Annotated in this window: 15 protein-coding genes; 8 read left to right on the top strand and 7 right to left on the bottom strand. The window is 43.3% G+C overall.

Annotation, left to right across the window (positions count from 1 at the left end; all coding sequences use genetic code 11):
• Positions 1-66: 66 nt before the first annotated feature.
• From phnR to OCU56_RS17040, 4 genes are all read right to left on the bottom strand, one after another.
• The gene (gene phnR, locus OCU56_RS17055) at positions 67-777 is read right to left on the bottom strand and encodes a phosphonate utilization transcriptional regulator PhnR (protein WP_261875128.1); all 711 of its coding nucleotides are present in this window, start codon (positions 775-777) and stop codon (positions 67-69) included.
• Positions 778-789: 12 nt separating this feature from the next.
• Positions 790-2,532, bottom strand: coding sequence for a putative 2-aminoethylphosphonate ABC transporter permease subunit (locus OCU56_RS17050; RefSeq protein WP_261875127.1), 1,743 nt, complete (start codon positions 2,530-2,532; stop codon positions 790-792).
• Position 2,533: 1 nt separating this feature from the next.
• Positions 2,534-3,643: a putative 2-aminoethylphosphonate ABC transporter ATP-binding protein gene (locus OCU56_RS17045; RefSeq protein WP_261875126.1), complete on the bottom strand. Its 1,110-nt coding sequence runs from the start codon at positions 3,641-3,643 to the stop codon at positions 2,534-2,536.
• Positions 3,644-4,064: 421 nt separating this feature from the next.
• Entirely contained in the window at positions 4,065-5,069 is a 1,005-nt protein-coding gene (locus tag OCU56_RS17040) for a putative 2-aminoethylphosphonate ABC transporter substrate-binding protein (RefSeq protein WP_261875125.1), read from the bottom strand.
• 237 nt (positions 5,070-5,306) lie between these two features.
• On the opposite strand from OCU56_RS17040, the gene phnW reads away from it, so the two are divergent.
• From phnW to OCU56_RS17010, 6 genes are all read left to right on the top strand, one after another.
• On the top strand, positions 5,307-6,407 hold the full coding sequence (gene phnW / locus OCU56_RS17035) for a 2-aminoethylphosphonate--pyruvate transaminase (protein ID WP_261875124.1): 1,101 nt from the start codon (positions 5,307-5,309) through the stop codon (positions 6,405-6,407).
• A gap of 2 nt (positions 6,408-6,409) precedes the next feature.
• Positions 6,410-7,795, top strand: a complete 1,386-nt coding sequence (locus OCU56_RS17030) for an aspartate aminotransferase family protein (RefSeq protein WP_261875123.1) — start codon at positions 6,410-6,412, stop codon at positions 7,793-7,795.
• Positions 7,788-8,603, top strand: a complete 816-nt coding sequence (phnX, locus tag OCU56_RS17025) for a phosphonoacetaldehyde hydrolase (protein ID WP_261875122.1) — start codon at positions 7,788-7,790, stop codon at positions 8,601-8,603. Before OCU56_RS17030 ends, phnX begins: the two co-directional genes overlap by 8 nt.
• Before the next feature lie 87 nt (positions 8,604-8,690).
• Positions 8,691-9,356, top strand: coding sequence for an HAD family hydrolase (locus OCU56_RS17020; protein WP_261875121.1), 666 nt, complete (start codon positions 8,691-8,693; stop codon positions 9,354-9,356).
• Between the two features lie 75 nt (positions 9,357-9,431).
• Positions 9,432-9,725: an ArsR/SmtB family transcription factor gene (locus tag OCU56_RS17015; RefSeq protein ID WP_261875120.1), complete on the top strand. Its 294-nt coding sequence runs from the start codon at positions 9,432-9,434 to the stop codon at positions 9,723-9,725.
• Between the two features lie 143 nt (positions 9,726-9,868).
• A complete protein-coding gene (locus OCU56_RS17010) occupies positions 9,869-10,936 on the top strand; it encodes a permease (RefSeq protein ID WP_261875119.1) in 1,068 nt (355 codons plus the stop codon).
• Between the two features lie 44 nt (positions 10,937-10,980).
• On the opposite strand, the gene OCU56_RS17005 is transcribed toward OCU56_RS17010, so the two are convergent.
• The gene (locus OCU56_RS17005) at positions 10,981-12,573 is read right to left on the bottom strand and encodes a DUF4145 domain-containing protein (protein ID WP_261875118.1); all 1,593 of its coding nucleotides are present in this window, start codon (positions 12,571-12,573) and stop codon (positions 10,981-10,983) included.
• Between the two features lie 198 nt (positions 12,574-12,771).
• Between OCU56_RS17005 and OCU56_RS17000 the strand changes: the two genes are divergently transcribed.
• Entirely contained in the window at positions 12,772-13,653 is an 882-nt protein-coding gene (locus OCU56_RS17000) for a DMT family transporter (RefSeq protein ID WP_261875600.1), read from the top strand.
• Positions 13,654-13,740: 87 nt separating this feature from the next.
• Here the strand turns inward: OCU56_RS17000 and OCU56_RS16995 are convergent, their stop codons facing one another.
• On the bottom strand, positions 13,741-14,271 hold the full coding sequence (locus OCU56_RS16995; protein WP_315973186.1) for an NUDIX domain-containing protein: 531 nt from the start codon (positions 14,269-14,271) through the stop codon (positions 13,741-13,743).
• A gap of 243 nt (positions 14,272-14,514) precedes the next feature.
• On the opposite strand from OCU56_RS16995, the gene OCU56_RS16990 reads away from it, so the two are divergent.
• On the top strand, positions 14,515-15,885 hold the full coding sequence (locus OCU56_RS16990) for an L-serine ammonia-lyase (RefSeq protein WP_261875117.1): 1,371 nt from the start codon (positions 14,515-14,517) through the stop codon (positions 15,883-15,885).
• A gap of 147 nt (positions 15,886-16,032) precedes the next feature.
• On the opposite strand, the gene OCU56_RS16985 is transcribed toward OCU56_RS16990, so the two are convergent.
• On the bottom strand, positions 16,033-17,781 hold the full coding sequence (locus tag OCU56_RS16985) for a formate--tetrahydrofolate ligase (protein ID WP_261875116.1): 1,749 nt from the start codon (positions 17,779-17,781) through the stop codon (positions 16,033-16,035).
• Between the last annotated feature and the right edge of the window lie 104 nt (positions 17,782-17,885).

Below are 17,885 nucleotides of genomic sequence, written 5' to 3'. Positions count from 1 at the left end.
AAAAAGGCCTCCGTGCGGAAGCCTACGGTTTATAAAGTGTGTTGATTGTTTTATGGATAAATTCTATTAATGTTCATTCACCAGTTTGGCTGAAGACTCAATGCACATGGCATCATGTCGCCAATATTCAAGATCGCAGTCCACTAAGCCTCCATTTTGATCATAGTTAAGACGCTGTACTAACATGGCTGGGCTTCCCGCAGTGGCTCTTAATTTTTGTGCCACTTCACCAAACAAAGAGGTGGTGCTCACTCGGTAACGAACTTCAGAATAGTGAATACCATAGTGCTCACGATATAAATCAGTCAAAGACAAAGATAAGTCGTAATCCAGTAAGGTGGGTATCACCTCTGGTCGCACATAGTTTTTCACATACACCACAGGACGCTGCTCTAAGTAGCGCACTCTCTCAACTTGGAATACATCTGAAAATGCTGGTAAATCAAGCAGTTCAGATACTGTTTTATCAGCCAAGGTACTTTTCGCTCTGACCAGTTCAGTCAGTGGTTGCCTATTTTGTTGTTTGGCCATATTGATAAAATTGAGTGCTAACGTCGGGTCATATTGCAACGGAGGAGGAGAAATAAACCAACCTCTTCTGTCTTCTCGATAAATTCGACCTTCCGCTTCCAGTAAGGATAGTGCCTCTCGTAAAGTCACTCGTGTTGTATCAAATAGCTCAGCGAGTTTACGCTCGGAAGGCAGTTTTTGCCGTGGACTGAGTTGCCCTGATTCTATTTGTTCTACGATAACGTCTTTAATTTTTACGTATTGCACTCAATGTTCCTTCTAGCGTTTTCGCCAGGCTTGTGTTCGCTTGCCCAGTACCTTATCTAAACTAATATGTACTAGTTTAGCCACTGCGGCAGAAATCATGATCATAACCGCCATCGCAGCTGCAGCACCCGTTTGTCCGGTATCATCCATATTCAACACCGAAACAGAAGCTGGAATGGTATCGGTGGAGTATAAGAATACTACTGCAGAGGTTGTGGTTAAAGCATTGATAAATAAGTAGGTGGCAATATCAAGCACCGCAGGTAAACATACGGGCAACGTCACTTTAAAAAACAGCTTATATTGAGGCAACTTAACTGATGCTGCTGTTGACTCCATTTCAGATGGGATCTGTTTCAATGCGGTGATGGCCGTCATATGACCTACGGTGTAATAGTGCACCACAGTATTTACCACTAAAAATGCCATCGTGCCGTAAAGAACGTTAAGAGGGTTATTCGAATCATTAAAGTAGAAAATATAACCTAAGCCTAACACCATGCCAGGTACTGCCATTGGTACAACACTGAACATTTGTAGCGCTTGACGCAACGGGGCAAATGCGCGTCCCTTTTCAATGCAATAAGCACCAATAAATATAATCACAGTACCAATAGCAGCCGTCCAACCCGCTAGAGTTAATGAGTTAAAGTATGGGCTCCAACCGTAAGTGCTCAACTCACTGAAATTATAGTTGCTTAAAGTGAGTGCTTTATTCCAAGGCCAAAACGTCACCAAAGATCCATATACAGCCATACCTAAAACCGCAAGTACTGCAATACTGATCGTGACACAATAAGCCAGACACAAGCCGTCACGTAGTGGGCTCGGCTTTGGCTCGTAGGCCACCGAACGGGTATCAAACAAATTCTTTTGTTTCTTTTGTACCCAACGATCCACAGCAAAGGCAAGCCCGGCTGGGAGTAATAAAATAATACTGGTTACCGCGCCCATGGCAAAGTTTTGCTGGCCAACAACCTGCTTAAAGATATCGGTTGCTAACACATTGTAACTACCCCCAATCACTTTCGGCACACCAAAGTCACATACCACTAATGTGAACACCACAATAAGAGTACTAATTACGCCATATTTGGCAGCAGGCAATGTCACAATGAAAAAGGTTTTCAATGGTGATGTTTTTAATGCTCGTGCCGCTTCATATAAACGTGCATCAGAAGTTCGCAACGAAGTGGTTAAAATCATCAAGGCGTGTGGGAAAGTCCAAAATACCAGTCCCATGGTGATACCAATCAATCCATAAACCGATGCTCCACCTAACCACCCCTTTATAACTCCTTGATTACCAAACAGAAAAATCAAGCTGATAGCAGGCAATAATGATGGTGCAAGGATTGGTGCCATACCCAATACCTGGAACAAAGTTTTAAATGGCATACAAGTTCGTGTGATCGCAAAGGCATAGCCAAAGGCTAAAGTACCAACGATAACAGTAACCAACAGCCCAACCGTTAAGGTATTGGTTAATGAATACCACAAACTTGGTGACGAAAAGTAGGTGATAAAATTAGCCAGGCCGACAAATTCATCATTCGAATTATGCATACTTTTTGTCAGCATCGCCCATAACGGCATCACGACAAAAACCATCATAAACAGGGACAAGATAACCAGTATCACCATCAACATAATGTTGTCGCGACTGAGTTTCTTGGTCCAAAAAGTCCAAATATTAGCGGTTGGGATGGACGACTCTGATAGGGTTGGGTTATCGCTTACTACTTCAGGTCTCATGCTATGCGGCCTCTTGATCAACAGTACGGCTTGCAAGAGGATAAGCGTGCATATGTTTCGTCACTAGCTCTATACGACGAATCTCATCCAATTTCAGATTTAGCTTACGCGCCTCACGCACCGGTACATCCACAGCAATTAAGGCTAACTCTGGGTGTCCATATAAACGACAATCCACACGAACGTAAGCACCTTGAAACTCGATAATTTCAATTTTAACCGTTAATGAGTTTTGCTCAGACTCGGTGAAAAATAGACTTTCAGGACGTAGAGCAAGCTCAAATTCATCGCTTAACTCTTTTTTCATAAATTCAGCGCACTCAACATCAATGATGTGATCGTGAATAATCACTTGTGTCTCATTAATTTTACGTGCGGTTAAGAAGTTCATGCTGCCTACAAACTGCGCCACAAAGCGTGTATTTGGATGTTCATAAATATCCTGTGGCGTACCCACTTGCTCAATCACACCATGGTTCATCACTACGATTCTGTCTGCCATAGATAGCGCTTCTTCTTGATCGTGTGTCACCATGATTGTTGTAATGCCTAGTTTACGTTGTAACTGACAAATTTCTTCACGAAGGTGAGTACGTACTTTGGCATCCAAAGCAGATAAAGGCTCATCAAGTAACAACATTCCTGGTGACAGTGCTAATGCACGAGCTAGGGCAACACGCTGTTGCTGTCCACCTGAAAGCTGGCTTGGAAATTTTTTCGCTGAAGTAGGTAGCGCAATAGTATCAAGCCATTTTGCCACGGTTTCTTTTGCTTCATTTTTACTCGCTCCCTGATTTCTCAGGCCAATAGCAATATTGTCTTCCACGGTTAAATTCGGGAACAGAGCATAAGATTGAAACACGATGCCAAAGTCACGTTTTTCAGGCGGCAAAAAAGTAATATCCTTACCAGCCTGTTCAATTTGCCCATAGGTAGGAAGATCGAGTCCTGCGATAGCTCGTAGTAGCGTCGTTTTACCACAGCCTGATGGGCCTAAAAAGCAGACAAACTCGCCTTTATTGATTGCGAGTGAAATATCGTTCAAAGCCGTGAATTGGCCGAATTGCTTCACTACATTATTGATTTCTAAATAGTTTTGGTTGGTATTCATAACACTCTCCAAATGGTATATACCAATATTAGGATTAGTATGTTACAGAAGAATTACATCTATATTGGAGATTCATGACAAATAACAATATTTGCCCTGTAGTGAAGATAAAGAGAGATGATTTACAATGTAAATTGTTATTAAAGCAAGACGCCTTTGGTAAGACCAAATAGCTCAGCAGACATAACATAGCTCTATATAGCAAACTCATTAAGTCTATGTGTCATCGTTTAATCCTGGTGGGTTCTATTACACACTGGCAAGTAGCGTTTAAGAAAACGCGGCTGTTTTAACAAGCTAGAACTTTCAGTTAATTACTACGATTAATGGTATATCTTTCAATAAACAGCAAAAGCTTGCCATTATGGCAAGCTTTTGTCTTATTTAGCGTAATGTTTGCTTATGCTTTTGTTAGCAGCGCTTATTTAGCTTCTGATTTACCATCAAATTTATCAGACCATGTTTTCAAAACATCAGCACGCTCATTACCCATACGAGCAAAGTCCATTTTAGCCATTTTTTGTTGAACGTTCGGGAAGTTAGCCACTGATGCTTCTACGTCTTTATGTCCCACTACTGGGTACATTTCAACATACAGCTCGTTCGCTTCTTTAGAGATAGACCAGTCAACAACACGCTTAGCTGCATCCGATACTTTAACGATACCTACTGCTTCAGATTCCCAACCAATGCCAGCAGGAGTAATGACATCCAGTGGTGCCCCTTGAGTTTTTAGTTTAGCGCCACGGCTCGCCATAGAAATACCGATGGCAACTTCACCCATACCTGCTTGAACACAAGGCTTAGAGCCAGAGTGTGTGTAATGTGCGATATTGCTATGTAGATCTTTCATATAAGCCCAACCTTGGTTGTCACCCATACTTTGCAGCCAAGCAGAAACCTGCATATAACCTGTACCCGATGACGCTGGGTTTGGCATTGCAATGTGACCTTTATACACAGGCTTAGTTAAGTCTTCCCAAGATGTCGGCTTTGGCAGATTTTGTTGCTGAGCTACGATTTCATTAAAGCAAATAGCGTTGAAAAATGCATCATTGCCATACCATGCTTGAGTAGATTGTGGATCATTCAACTCAGAACGTAATTCATCCAATCCTTTTGGAGAGTATGTTTTTAAAATCCCTTCTTCTTTAAGCAATGCCATTGATGAGCCAGCTAATCCCCACACAACTTCAGCTTGAGGGTTATTTTTTTCAGCCAATAACTTAGCAGTCATAATACCCGTAGAGTCACGAACCCAGTTAATTTCAATATCTGGATTGGTTTTTTCAAATGCATTTTTATACTTAGCAAGAATATCGGATTCGAAGGCTGTGTATACCGTTACTTCTGTTGCGGCAAAAGCATTAGTCGCTAGCATAGAAACTAAAGCGGCCATTGTTCCTTTAATAAAACGCTTGTTCATTGTTTTTCCCTTTATGGAATATTTATTGGTCTGCACCAGTTAATTTGTGGCTAGATTAAGGGTCAAATATGACGTTCCAATGAACAAAAAATGGCATTTTTACGATAATTGTATGGCTTATTGATTAATAACGGCGCAAACATGAAACTTTTATGAATTAACGTAAAGGCGGTTTTCCCACGCAAATGAGAGTGATAGAGTTCGCTCCATTCACTGGTATAGTCCAAAGGAATGAATATGAAAAACGAATACCTATTACTCACACCTGGCCCCTTATCCACATCGGAAGGTGTTCGTAATGCAATGCTCAAAGATTGGTGTACGTGGGATGCGGATTATAATAAAGACATCGTCGAAGTTATCCGCTGCAAACTTGTCACCTTAGCCACCAAACATGCCGGCTATACCAGTGTTTTAATGCAAGGCAGTGGCACTGCTTGTGTGGAATCAACCATAGGATCGTCTCTACCAGTTAACGGAAAATTACTGGTGATAAATAATGGCGCTTATGGGGCAAGAATGGCGCAAATCGCTCGTTATTTGAAGATTGACTGCCAATTACTTAGCCCTGGTGAAACCAATGTGCCGTCTGTTACGCAGTTGGAAACCTTACTCATTGAAGATCCTAGTATTACCCATTTTGCCTTAGTTCATTGCGAAACAACGACAGGTATATTGAATCCGATTCAAGAGCTTATTGCTGTAGCAAAACGTCATAACAAGGTTGTGATCCTTGATGCCATGTCGAGTTTTGCGGGCATCAACATGGATATTGGTGACTTAGACGTCGACTTTATGATCAGTTCTGCCAATAAATGTGTACAAGGAGTACCAGGATTTGGCTTTATCATCGCAAAACAATCACAGCTTGAGCAATGTAAAGGCCAGGCTCGCTCTCTAAGCCTTGATTTATACGATCAATGGCTATGCATGCAAAACCATCAGGGCAAGTGGCGCTTTACCTCACCAACTCATACTGTCAGAGCTTTTTACCAAGCTCTGATGGAACTTGAAGAGGAAGGAGGAATCCACTCTCGAGCCAAGCGATATGCAACTAACCAAAAAAACCTCGTGGCTGGCATGCGCCGTTTAGGGTTTAACACCTTATTAGCAGATAACTTGCACTCACCGATCATCACCGCTTTTTATTCGCCAACCCACAAAAACTATCAATTTAATGAGTTTTATTTACGGCTCAAAGAGCAAGGGTTTGTTATCTACCCAGGCAAGGTCTCCAATGCAGACTGCTTTCGGATTGGTAACATTGGTGAAGTGTATCCCGATGATATACATCGCCTTATTGATGCTATGTCACACGCTATGTATTGGAGAGACTAATCATGTCCCATGAGACCAATATGCGTGCCTCGCACTTTCGTAGCGAGGGAGACATCAATACTACTGCCGCTCGTGAACAATGGAATGATCAGCATAGCCACCAGCATACCAAAGCGTTATTAGAACGAGACAGTAATGTTTTTCTACATCAGGCCATGTCCACTCCGTGTCTCAATGCATTAGACAGTGCAGAAGGTATCTTTATTCAAGATGCGAGTGGCAAGCGCTACATGGATTTTCATGGTAATAACGTGCATCAACTGGGCCATGGGCATCCAGAAGTGCTCAATGCAATTCGCCAACAACTTGCCGTGCTTCCCTTTGCGCCACGACGATTTACCCATCAGACAGCCATCGAATGTGCGGAAAAGCTCACCCAGATCTGTGGTGGCGATCTGACACGCGTATTGTTTGCTCCGGGAGGGACTTCCGTGGTGGGCATGGCTCTAAAGTTAGCACGCCATGTAACGAACAACGTTAAAGTGGTTTCCTTATGGGATGCTTTCCACGGCGCTTCTCTTGATGCCATTTCTGTCGGTGGCGAGGCGTGTTTTAGAGAAGGTATGGGGGCACTTATGCCCGGTGTGGAGCGCATTCCCCCCGCAGTAAGTTACCGCGGTGCGTTTGCTTCTGTGGATGGTAGTGATGTGCATTATGCCGATTACCTTGAATACGTTATTGAGAAAGAAGGGGGCATTGGTGCGTTTATTGCTGAAGCCGTTCGCAATACGGACGTGCAAGTGCCAAGTAAAGCCTACTGGAAACGCATTCGCCAGATTTGTGATAAACATAATGTGTTATTGATCATCGATGACATACCCAATGGCATGGGGCGTACAGGTGAATGGTTTACTCATCAAGCGTATGACATTGAGCCTGACATTCTGTGCATTGGTAAAGGGCTAGGTGGCGGTGTCGTACCTATGGCCGCTATGCTCACAAAAGAACAATACAACACAGCCGCTCAAGTTTCACTAGGGCATTACACCCATGAAAAAAGTCCCATTGGTTGCGCAGCAGCGCTTGCAACCATCAAGGTAATTGAGCAAGAAAATTTACTGAATAAAGTGCGTCAAGACAGCCTCTTTATGCAGCAACAATTGAACCGAATGAAAGCCCTTTATCCCATGATTGGGGACATTAGAGGGATCGGTTTGTTATGGGGCGTAGAGTTAGTTTGCGATCCTATTAGCAAACAAAGAGCATTTGATGAAGCAGAGGCCGTGCTCTATCAATGTCTTAATAACGGACTCAGTTTTAAAATTTCACAGGGCAACGTTATCCAACTTAGCCCCCCACTTATTATTTCCAAACAACAACTTATCGAAGCACTACATATCTTCGAAAGTGCCATTAAACACGTATCTAAGGACTTTAACTATGTCTAAATCACCGATTCAAGCCGTAATTTTTGACTGGGCAGGAACCATTGTCGACTTTGGTTCATTTGCTCCAACCAGTATTTTTGTAGAAGCATTTAAACGCGAATACGATTTCGATCTTTCTCTTGATGAAGCTCGAGAGCCAATGGGTCTTGGTAAATGGGAACATATTCAAGCAGTTGGCCAAATTCCAGCAGTAAAAGCACGTTGGATTGACCGCTTTGGTAGTGCGATGTGTAGCGATGACATTGACTGCATCTACCAAACATTTATGCCATTACAAAAGGCAAAAGTATCCGATCATGCAGAACCTATCCCGCACGCACTAGAAGTGGTTAATTCACTTAAGCAGCAAGGAATCAAAATTGGTTCATGCTCAGGTTATCCTCGCCAAGTGATGGATGTACTGGTTGCCTCAGCGAAAGACTATGGCTATCAACCTGACTATATTGTCGCAACCGATGATCTTCCTCAAGGAGGTCGCCCAGCCGCCTTTATGGCATTAAAAAATGTTATCGAACTGGGTGTGACAGATGTTCGTCAATGTATTAAAGTCGATGATGCAGCTCCAGGAATTGACGAAGGACATAACGCTGGCATGTGGACCGTTGGCCTACTGTTATCCGGTAATGAAGCAGGATTAACTCTGCAACAATACCTAGATGCTGATGACGAAACACTCGCCATCGCTCGTGAAAAGGCACGTCTTAAATTAGAAAAAAGCCGTCCTCATTACCTCATTGATACCATTGCTGACTTCCCACAAGTGGTGGCAGACATTGAGCGCAGATTGGCCGCTGGCGAACGTCCATAGCCATAAAATAAGGCGAGAGGAGAATGACTCTCGCCTTTATTTTTCCGACTACATCACCTTAGCGACATAAGTGAATTTGGTATAAATATGAACGCCCCTCTTTACGTATTCGACCTTGATGAGACCTTAATCGACACCGATAGCGCAACCCTTTGGCACCAATATCTAGTGGAACATAACATCATTACCGACACCCATTTTTTAGTGGAAGATGCGAGTCAAATGCAGCTATACGCCAAGGGGGAGTTGGACATGCAGCATTACCTCCACTTTGCCATGGCTCCTCTAGCGAGTGTCCCAAAACAGCAACTGCGCCAACTGGCTCGCACCTTTGCCCAGCAACGTATTGCCCCTCTTGTTTTCTCACAAGCAAAAGCATTACTTAATGAGTTACAACAATCGCAAACGACGATTATTGTTATTTCTGCTACGGTCGATTACCTAGTGCAGGCCATTGCAGAAGAGCTCAACATTCAACACGCATTTGGTATTCAATTAGAGAGCAACAATGACTGTTTTTCTTCTGCTATCAAAGGCATTGCGACTTATCGAGAGGGAAAAGTAGCGTGTCTTGAGGCGTGGTTGAAAGTCAATCCTCATTATCAGCACCATTCGGTAATCTTTTATTCTGACTCCATTAACGATCTCCCTTTGTGTCAACGTGCCGATGCATGTTATGTGGTAAACCCCTGTCCTATGCTCAACCATGAAGCACAACTCAACCACTGGCCAATATTACATTGGACACGTTAATTAGCGCATTAGGCGTTCATTGAATAAGCTGATAGTATTATTCCATTAATATGGAAATATTTACTGGAGAAGCAAATGCAATTAGAGCACGTAGCAAAGGCCCTGAAAGAGCTTGGCCACCCTACTCGTCTTAGCCTATATAAATTGGTGGTTAAAGCTGGCCATCAAGGTACTCCTGTAGGTGATATACAACAGCAGTTGAAGATCCCCGGTTCGACATTATCTCACCATATATCCAGCCTATCCTCTGCTGGATTACTCTCTCAGCGTCGTGAAGGACGCACTCTATTTTGTACCGCTCAATACGAAAACTTGCAAAACGTGATCGATTTTCTACAAGAAGAGTGTTGTGCGGATGAATGCCGTTAAGTTTATTTTTAAATAATTCAAACAGTTAACTGATATTTCGGTTTTATTCGAAATATTATGCTTGCTTTGCTTTCTTATATTTCTATAATTCGAGTACATTCGAAATAAAAAGTTGAACATATAGAGATTTAAGGCATTGCATCATGAATAACGAAATACTGAACATGGCACAACAAACAGGGCATATGTTCCTCTTTTTGGCCACGGAACTGACGATATTATTCCTCACTATTAGCTATTTAGTGGGCGTGTTACAAGAGGTTATAACAGCAGAAAAAGTTCAATCGATTTTAAGCTCCAAAAATGGCAAAGGGTATTTTATTGCAGCCCTATTAGGAGCAATTACTCCATTTTGCTCATGCTCCACAATCCCCTTTTTAAAAGGCTTATTGCGCGCACGTGCAGGATTTGGCCCTATGATGGTTTTTTTGTTTGCAAGCCCTTTACTTAACCCTGTGATCATTGGTTTGTTTGTGATGACCTTTGGTTGGAAAGTGGCCATATTCTATTTTGCCATTGCCATGACTGTTGCTGTAGTTTCAGGTTATGTACTAGAAAAATTGGGGTTTGAGCGATACGTTCGCCAAGAAGCCTATCAACAAACTACAAGCTGCAATAACCGTGATAACGGTGGTTGCGGTAACGATGAAAATGATACAACGACGGCCACACAACAGATAAAAGCAGCCCCAGCCAATGCTTGTTGTTCACCCTTAGCTAAAAAAGAGACGCCTAAACACACTTGCTGTGATAGTACTGCAGCCCCAATAGATGCCACAGCAACAACAGACACCGCGCCAACCAATCGCTGGTTACGGATCTGGAACGCCACTTGGAAAGATTTTAAGCAAGTACTTCCTTACTTGTTACTGGGCATTTTTATTGGCTCATTCATCTATGGTTTTATTCCAACAGAGGTCATAGCACGTTATGCCGGTAATCATGTTTGGTACGCCATTCCTATCGCGGCAGTCATTGGTATCCCTTTGTATATTCGAGCAGAAGCGGTCATTCCTCTAAGTGCTGCTCTCGTCCAAAAAGGCATGGCGTTAGGCTCTGTCATGGCACTGATTATCGGCAGCGCAGGAGCCAGTCTAACAGAAGTGATTTTGTTAAAATCCATCTTTAAAAACCAGATGATCGCCGCGTTCTTAGCCGTGATACTAGGCATGGCAATCGGCGCAGGGTATCTGTATAACTCGATGTTTTAACCTCATAACTGGCACAGGCGAATTGAAAGCGCAATAAGCCGAAATTATTTGCGACGCGCTTTCTTTGCCGCTTTATTTTTCTTTCGATCTTTCGCTTTTTGGCCACCAGTTTTGCGCCCAATGCGTGCGGTGGTACCAAAACCTCCCTTTTTCAGTAACGCCTTACCTTCTGTAGAGTTAAGGTACGATCTTGCGGTAGCATCCCCATCATTGGCCGCTTCTTGTAACATTTGACGAATTGGCATAGGGGTTTTCACTGAATGCTTCTGCTTAAATATTTCAATAGAGCACATAGCCACCGCTGATTTCAGCTGTGCCTGCTGCTGAACATCGCTTATTTGCGTCATCGCCCGCTCAAAAATAGAGAGCATCACTTTATGATGTTCATTAAAGTCAGCAATCACACTAAGAAGACGCCCTTCAACCTCAAGGTCGATGGGCAAATTGTCGTAGTGATCGACCATCATATTGGCGCATTGCTGATGGGTGAGACCTTTAGATGCGGTTTTATTTTCTGATATGAATGCGGCATACCCTTTAAAAAACTGATACCCAGGAGCCGATTTCGCTTCAGCCACAATAAGCGCACTACGCAACGCTTTAAGCGCCACTTCATCGTCAAGATTTTTCTCATAACGCTTTATTTTTTCAAATAAGTCCAAAGTGTAAGAGGGTTTATGTGACAACTTAAGACCTTCATCAATCAAGCCCAAGTACGCTTGTTCATCTTGTTTGTGGGTAATCGCCTGCATTTGAGAAAGCGACTCGTGATTGCCCTTTTCAGTGGCTTGTATCAGGTAGTCTAAGCCTAGCTTTACTTCACCTATTCTCATCAAATACATCGCAAAACTTGCCAACGCTTCACCCTCTTCATCCACCAATAACGCCTTCTTGTATAGGGCCTTAATTTCAGTGGATTCTTTATGTGGCATGAGTTTTCTGGCGTAGCTATTTGCTTGCAACAAACCGCTTTTTTTACACCCTTGTTGCAGTGCTTTGTTGGACCAATATTCAAAATCACACTGCCAACTTGTACGTTGTTGCTTATTTGAACTCTCAGATAATGCTAACTTGCTGAAGAAATGCTTAGCCACGGCGTAACTTGATTGCACATCACCACTCAACGCTAATGTAATTGACTCCGCTAACTCTAAAGATGGGTTCTGTTGCCAATCGGGCATGGTACTTTGTTCTATAAATAGCACCTTATTTGCCACATATTTGGCCAGTTCGTGCATATCTTGCAGTAATTGACGCATGCGAATTTCTGACACATTCAACTGCGCCACAAAATGCCCATTCACTTCCGTAATATGCAGCGATTGATTGCCAAAAGAGCGCAGACGATTCATTGACTGAATAGCCCAAGCATCTACTTTTTTAGACGATTCCAACTGTTTGATTTTATTTGAAAGCTCCCCAGAAACCGGCGGTCTAAGCCCATAAAATTTACCTAACTCATGGCAAGCCAACTCAACAAATAATCGCATTTTTGCCAAACTGGATTGCCCATCTATACCGGCGTATTTTTCGGCTTGGATAGCCTGTATATATAGCTCATTGAGCCCATTTTTTAAGAAGCTGTAGTTATCAAATTGTTGGACTGTTAATTGTGTTTTAAATTGTGCAATGGTCATAGGTTACATCTCTTATTATGTTTCACGTTTGATGTAATCATATGCACAATGGCGACAAATTATGTCTCTTAAGTAAATAAAGCCGCTTTATTATGTGAATAATCATCTTTAACTTGGGCAAGGTAATTGATACAACACAGTTGTGATCTCTCTGCGCGCCTGTAGGATATAGGCTTCCTATTGCCTGATATTTCAAGGATGAACGTGAGCTGGGTTCTTTTCACTTTTTTAGCCGCTTTTAGTCAAGCATGGCGCAATGCATTTCAAAGCCAGTTAAGCCACAGTCTCAATGTCACAGGGGTCACTTTAGCTCGCTTCTTATGGGCCAGCCCATTGGCATTCATTTACCTCATTGCTCTGTACCAATGGCAACCGGCACCATTGGCAACCTTTACCACACATTCTTGGCTATTTTTAGTTGGCGCAGCCATCATGCAGATAATTGCAACTGCGCTCATGGTGGTGTTATTTAAACAAAAGAATTTTGCTATCGGGGCGGGACTGGCTAAATCAGAAGCGCCAGTATCTGCTTTTTTAGGGGTTTTATTTTTTGGTACCAGTTTAACTTTGCTTGGCTGGGCTGGCGTGCTAATCGGTGGCTTAGCGGTGTTAATTTTAAGTTTGCCACAAGGAGAGCGCCGTATTTCACTTAATACGGCATTGTTGGGCTTGGCATGCAGTACCTGTTTTGCTCTAACTTCACTTTGGATAAGAGAAGCCAGTTTAAGCCTCTCCTTGCCGTTTCCTCATCGCGCAGCATGGGTGTTATTTATTGTTATCTTGTTGCAAACCCTAATGCTCACTGGCTATTTACTACTAAAAGATAGAAACACACTAAGACAGATGCTACGGGCACCTAAGTTGGTCATTATGACCAGTATTGCCAGTTTCATTGGTTCATTTGGTTGGTTCAGCGCCATGTCATTGCAGGCGGTGCCTTATGTAAAAACCTTAGGCCAAGTAGAAATCTTTTTTACCATGTTGGTGTCGTATTTTTATCTTAAACAACGCATTGCCAAAAAAGACATACTGGCTCTGATCTTAGTTGGCATTGCCGCAGTGTTGGTGATGTGGCACTAGCATATTGACTCTAGGATAGTCCCGCATAAGTCGTTGACATTTAACCAAGCACCTTCCGAGCGAGGACCTTAGTAAAGTACTTATAAATCATTCGTTTAGATGCTGATTAGACAAATGCGCTCGCACTGTCTGCACGGCTTGCTTAGTGGATTCAAAGGCAAAACCATTTAAGTCGATATCCGCTAAAGGCAACCACTGCAAACTTTCTACATCATCAGCGGCAACTACTTGTGCCTGACTTGGCAAAGTTACTAAAAACACCATATCGCATGTTTTATACACCACCGTTTTATAAGGGTAGGTATTAGGATAAGAGACCAGATATTGCAAAGACGCAGGCTCTACTCCTATTTCTTCTTTTAGTTCTCGTTTTAGGGCATGCTCTGCGCTTTCGTCAGGGTCCACAAAACCGCCAGGTAGATCCCATAAGCCCTTCCCAGGATGACGAGAGCGAGTTGCCACTAACAGCATCACCTGTTGCTGGACATCTTTTTTAATCACTGCCGCCATTACAGCTGCGGCCATATTCTGAAAAAACGTAAAGTCACACTCTGCACAAATAAACTGGTTATTATGGGCAGCCAAGCTTTTTACGCCACATTTAGGGCAGTACAACATTATCTTCCACCTTTAAACTTCTGTAATTTTTGCACTCTAACACCGTTCGCCAACGAAAAGAGATTATTATTCGCCATATACTGGCTATCATTACTATTAATAGGCAGTATACTGCACAATTTAAGCCATTAATGGCTAAGTGCCCCCTCTGTTGTTGTCGATTCATTACCCTCAGAATTGCAATGGCACTTAGCTTTGTTTTCCCTCATTGGCATGAGCCTTTATGGCGTAATAGGTAGGAATATGTACTCAATCTTTGATATCTATAAAATAGGGGTAGGGCCTTCGAGTTCTCATACTAATGGTCCTATGCTTGCGGGCTATCATTTCACACAACTGATTGAGAAAGAGGTCTCTTCCGTCTTTCGCATCCAAGTTGACTTGTATGGCTCTCTCTCTTTAACGGGTCGTGGTCACCATACCGATCGCGCCGTCATTTTAGGTTTGCTGGGCAACCGTCCCGATACCATCAAAATCTCAAGTGCTAACACTGAGATGCGCAATGCCATTGAAGAAGGCAAGTTGAATATTGCTGGCGACCATTTTATTACGTTTAACTACCAACAGGATATTTTATTCCACGACAGCAACTTACCTCTACATGAAAATGGTATGACCATATCGGCATTTGATGCCCATGGTAACTCGGTGGGGTTTGAGACTTACTACTCTATTGGTGGCGGATTTATCGCGACTGAAAAAGAGTTACAGCTTGGTAAAAAAACATCGGATGTTGCGGTTGAGTTTCCTTTCGCAAGTGCCGATGAAATGCTGCAGCAGGCTGAAAAACATGGCTTGAGCCTAGGTGGTATGGTACTGCGAAATGAACTGGCTTTTCAGGACATGCCGGCCATTGATGCGAAAACGGAACAAATCTGGAAAGTGATGCATTTATGCATGGAGCGAGGCTTTGAAACTGAAGGGATCTTAGATGGTGGTTTGAGTGTCACTCGCCGAGCGCCCAATTTGCTGAAAAAATTAGAAGCCAGCGCCGCCATAGAAAGTGATCCTATGGCCATCATGGATTGGATAAATCTGTTCGCCTTTGCAGTCAGTGAAGAAAATGCCGCCGGTGGACAAGTGGTGACCTCTCCGACCAATGGTGCTGCTGGGGTTATTCCTGCGGTATTGATGTATCACAATCGCTTTGTTAAAACGTTAGATACCAAACAGCTCAAAGATTTTATGGCCGTTTCCGGCGCTATCGGAATTTTATATAAAACCAATGCCTCTATCTCGGGCGCTGAAGTGGGATGCCAAGGAGAGGTGGGTGTCTCTTCATCTATGGCGGCTGCGGGGTTAACTGCACTTCGTGGAGGCAGTAACGAGCAAATTTGTATTGCCGCTGAAATTGCAATGGAACACTCACTAGGCATGACCTGTGATCCTATTGGCGGACTGGTACAAGTGCCCTGCATTGAGCGCAATGCTATGGGGGCAATGAAGGCTATTAATGCATCACGAATGGCACTGAAACGATCTAGTAAGTGTCTTATTTCATTAGATAATGTCATTGATACTATGTATCAAACGGGCAAGGATATGAATAAGAAATACCGTGAAACGTCCCTTGGTGGACTGGCGATGATCCATCTCGCTCCTCCTTGTGAATAAGCCAAATCACTGTCGATCATTGCGACAGTAGCAGCCTGCTCCTAGTCATCGCATTTTCTCTTTGTCATAAAACAATAAAGGCATGCACCTACACAAGGGCATGCCTTTTTATATCACTGAGCAATATTACGATGAGCTCAAAGGAGATTAACTTAAACCAATAATATTTCCGTCGGCATCAATATCAAGATTCATAAAGGCCGGCTTATCCGATAAGCCAGGCATGGTCATCACATTGCCGCACAATGCATAAATAAACCCAGCGCCAGCACACAACTTTAGCTCACGCACAGGAATATCAAAAGAAGATGGTGCGCCTTTTACTGCGCCATCTGCAGAAATGGACATAGGTGTTTTAGCCATACAAATCGCTAAATGATCAAAGCCCAATGCTTTAAATTGTGCCAGTTGCGCTTTGGCTTTATCACTTAACGTAACCGAATCGGCACCATAACCAAGCTCAGTCACTGCCATGATTTTTTCTTCTAACGTATTAGAAGGCTGATAGAGCGGGGTAAATTGGCTCGGAGATTGGCACAGTTCAACCACTTTGGCCGCCAACTCTGTTGCCCCTGCCCCACCTTTAGCAAACGCTTCACACACCGCAACTTCAACGGCGTATGGCAAAGCTTCTACCATGGCTTTAAGCTCGGCCAATTCTTCGTCACTGTCTTGCGGGAAACGGTTAATTGCCACAACAGCAGGCACACCATACTTTACTACGTTTTGAATATGCCAAGCTAAATTATCAAAACCGGCTTTTAGCGCCGCACTGTCTTTGTCGAACATGCTATCGGGGATAGGTTGGCCTGGTTTCAAATTATATAAGCCTGAATTGGCCTTTAAACCGCGCAATGTGGCAACAATTACCGCACAATCTGGAGCTTTGCCAGAGGCTTGCGCTTTAATATTACACGCTTTTTCAAAACCCATGTCCGAGCCAAAGCCCCCTTCGGTTACCGTATAGTCCACCAATTTAGTGGCAATATTGTCGGCTATAATCGAAGAGTTACCGTGGGCAATGTTAGCAAATGGACCCGCGTGAACTAAGGTTGGGATCCCTTCTAACGTTTGCATCATAGTGGGCTCAATGGCTTGACGCATACTAACTGTCATAGCGCCAGCTACACCAAGATCTTCCGTCGTTACTGCTTGTCCATCAAAGTTGTAACCAATGACGATCTTACCAATACGCAGACGCAGATCGTGTAAATCTGCGGCCAAGGCGAGTACCGCCATTAATTCTGAAGCAGCAGAAATATCAAAACCATCTTCTCGTTCATAGCCATTGATGGTTTTGCCTTCATCATTCAAACCTACATTGATTTTTCGTAGGGCACGGTCATTGTGATCCACTACTCGCTTCCACACTATGCTAGTAGGATCAATACGCAATGGCTTCATGCCCGTGCGAGCTTCAAAGTCGTCATAACCCTTTCTTTGCTCGTGATAAATACGAGCATCAATAGCAGCAGACGCTAAGTTATGCGCTGCAGTAACGGCGTGGATGTCTCCGGTGAGGTGCAAATTTAGCTCTTCCATTGGTGCAACTTGAGAGTAACCACCACCCGCAGCACCACCTTTCACGCCAAAAACAGGGCCCATTGACGGTTGTCTAATGCAAGTCATTACCGACTGACCGACCTTAAATAAGCCTTGAGCTAAACCTATGGCTGTAACCGTTTTGCCTTCTCCAAGTGGCGTGGGAGTAATCGCCGTCACTACCACCAATTTTCCTGTTTTTTTCTTTTTAAGACGTTTTAGTGCTTTAAGGCAAACCTTGGCTTTATATTGTCCATGGGTTTGAATCTCATCTGCATGCAGTCCTACTGCGGTGGCGATATCAGCAATAGGGCGTAAAGGGGTAAAGCGTGAGATTTCAATGTCCGACAGCATGGTGACCTCTGGGGGATATAAAGAGACAATCTGATTTTGGCGGAATAATAAAGAATTTTAGCAATAAGTAAAGAGCAAACGTTTGCGTTGCCTATAAATGAAAC

It is taken from the genome of Vibrio rarus (assembly GCF_024347075.1).
GTDB classification, from domain to species: domain Bacteria; phylum Pseudomonadota; class Gammaproteobacteria; order Enterobacterales; family Vibrionaceae; genus Vibrio; species Vibrio rarus.
Note: the sequence above shows the minus strand (reverse complement) of the source record. Positions and strands in the feature narration are given on the sequence as shown.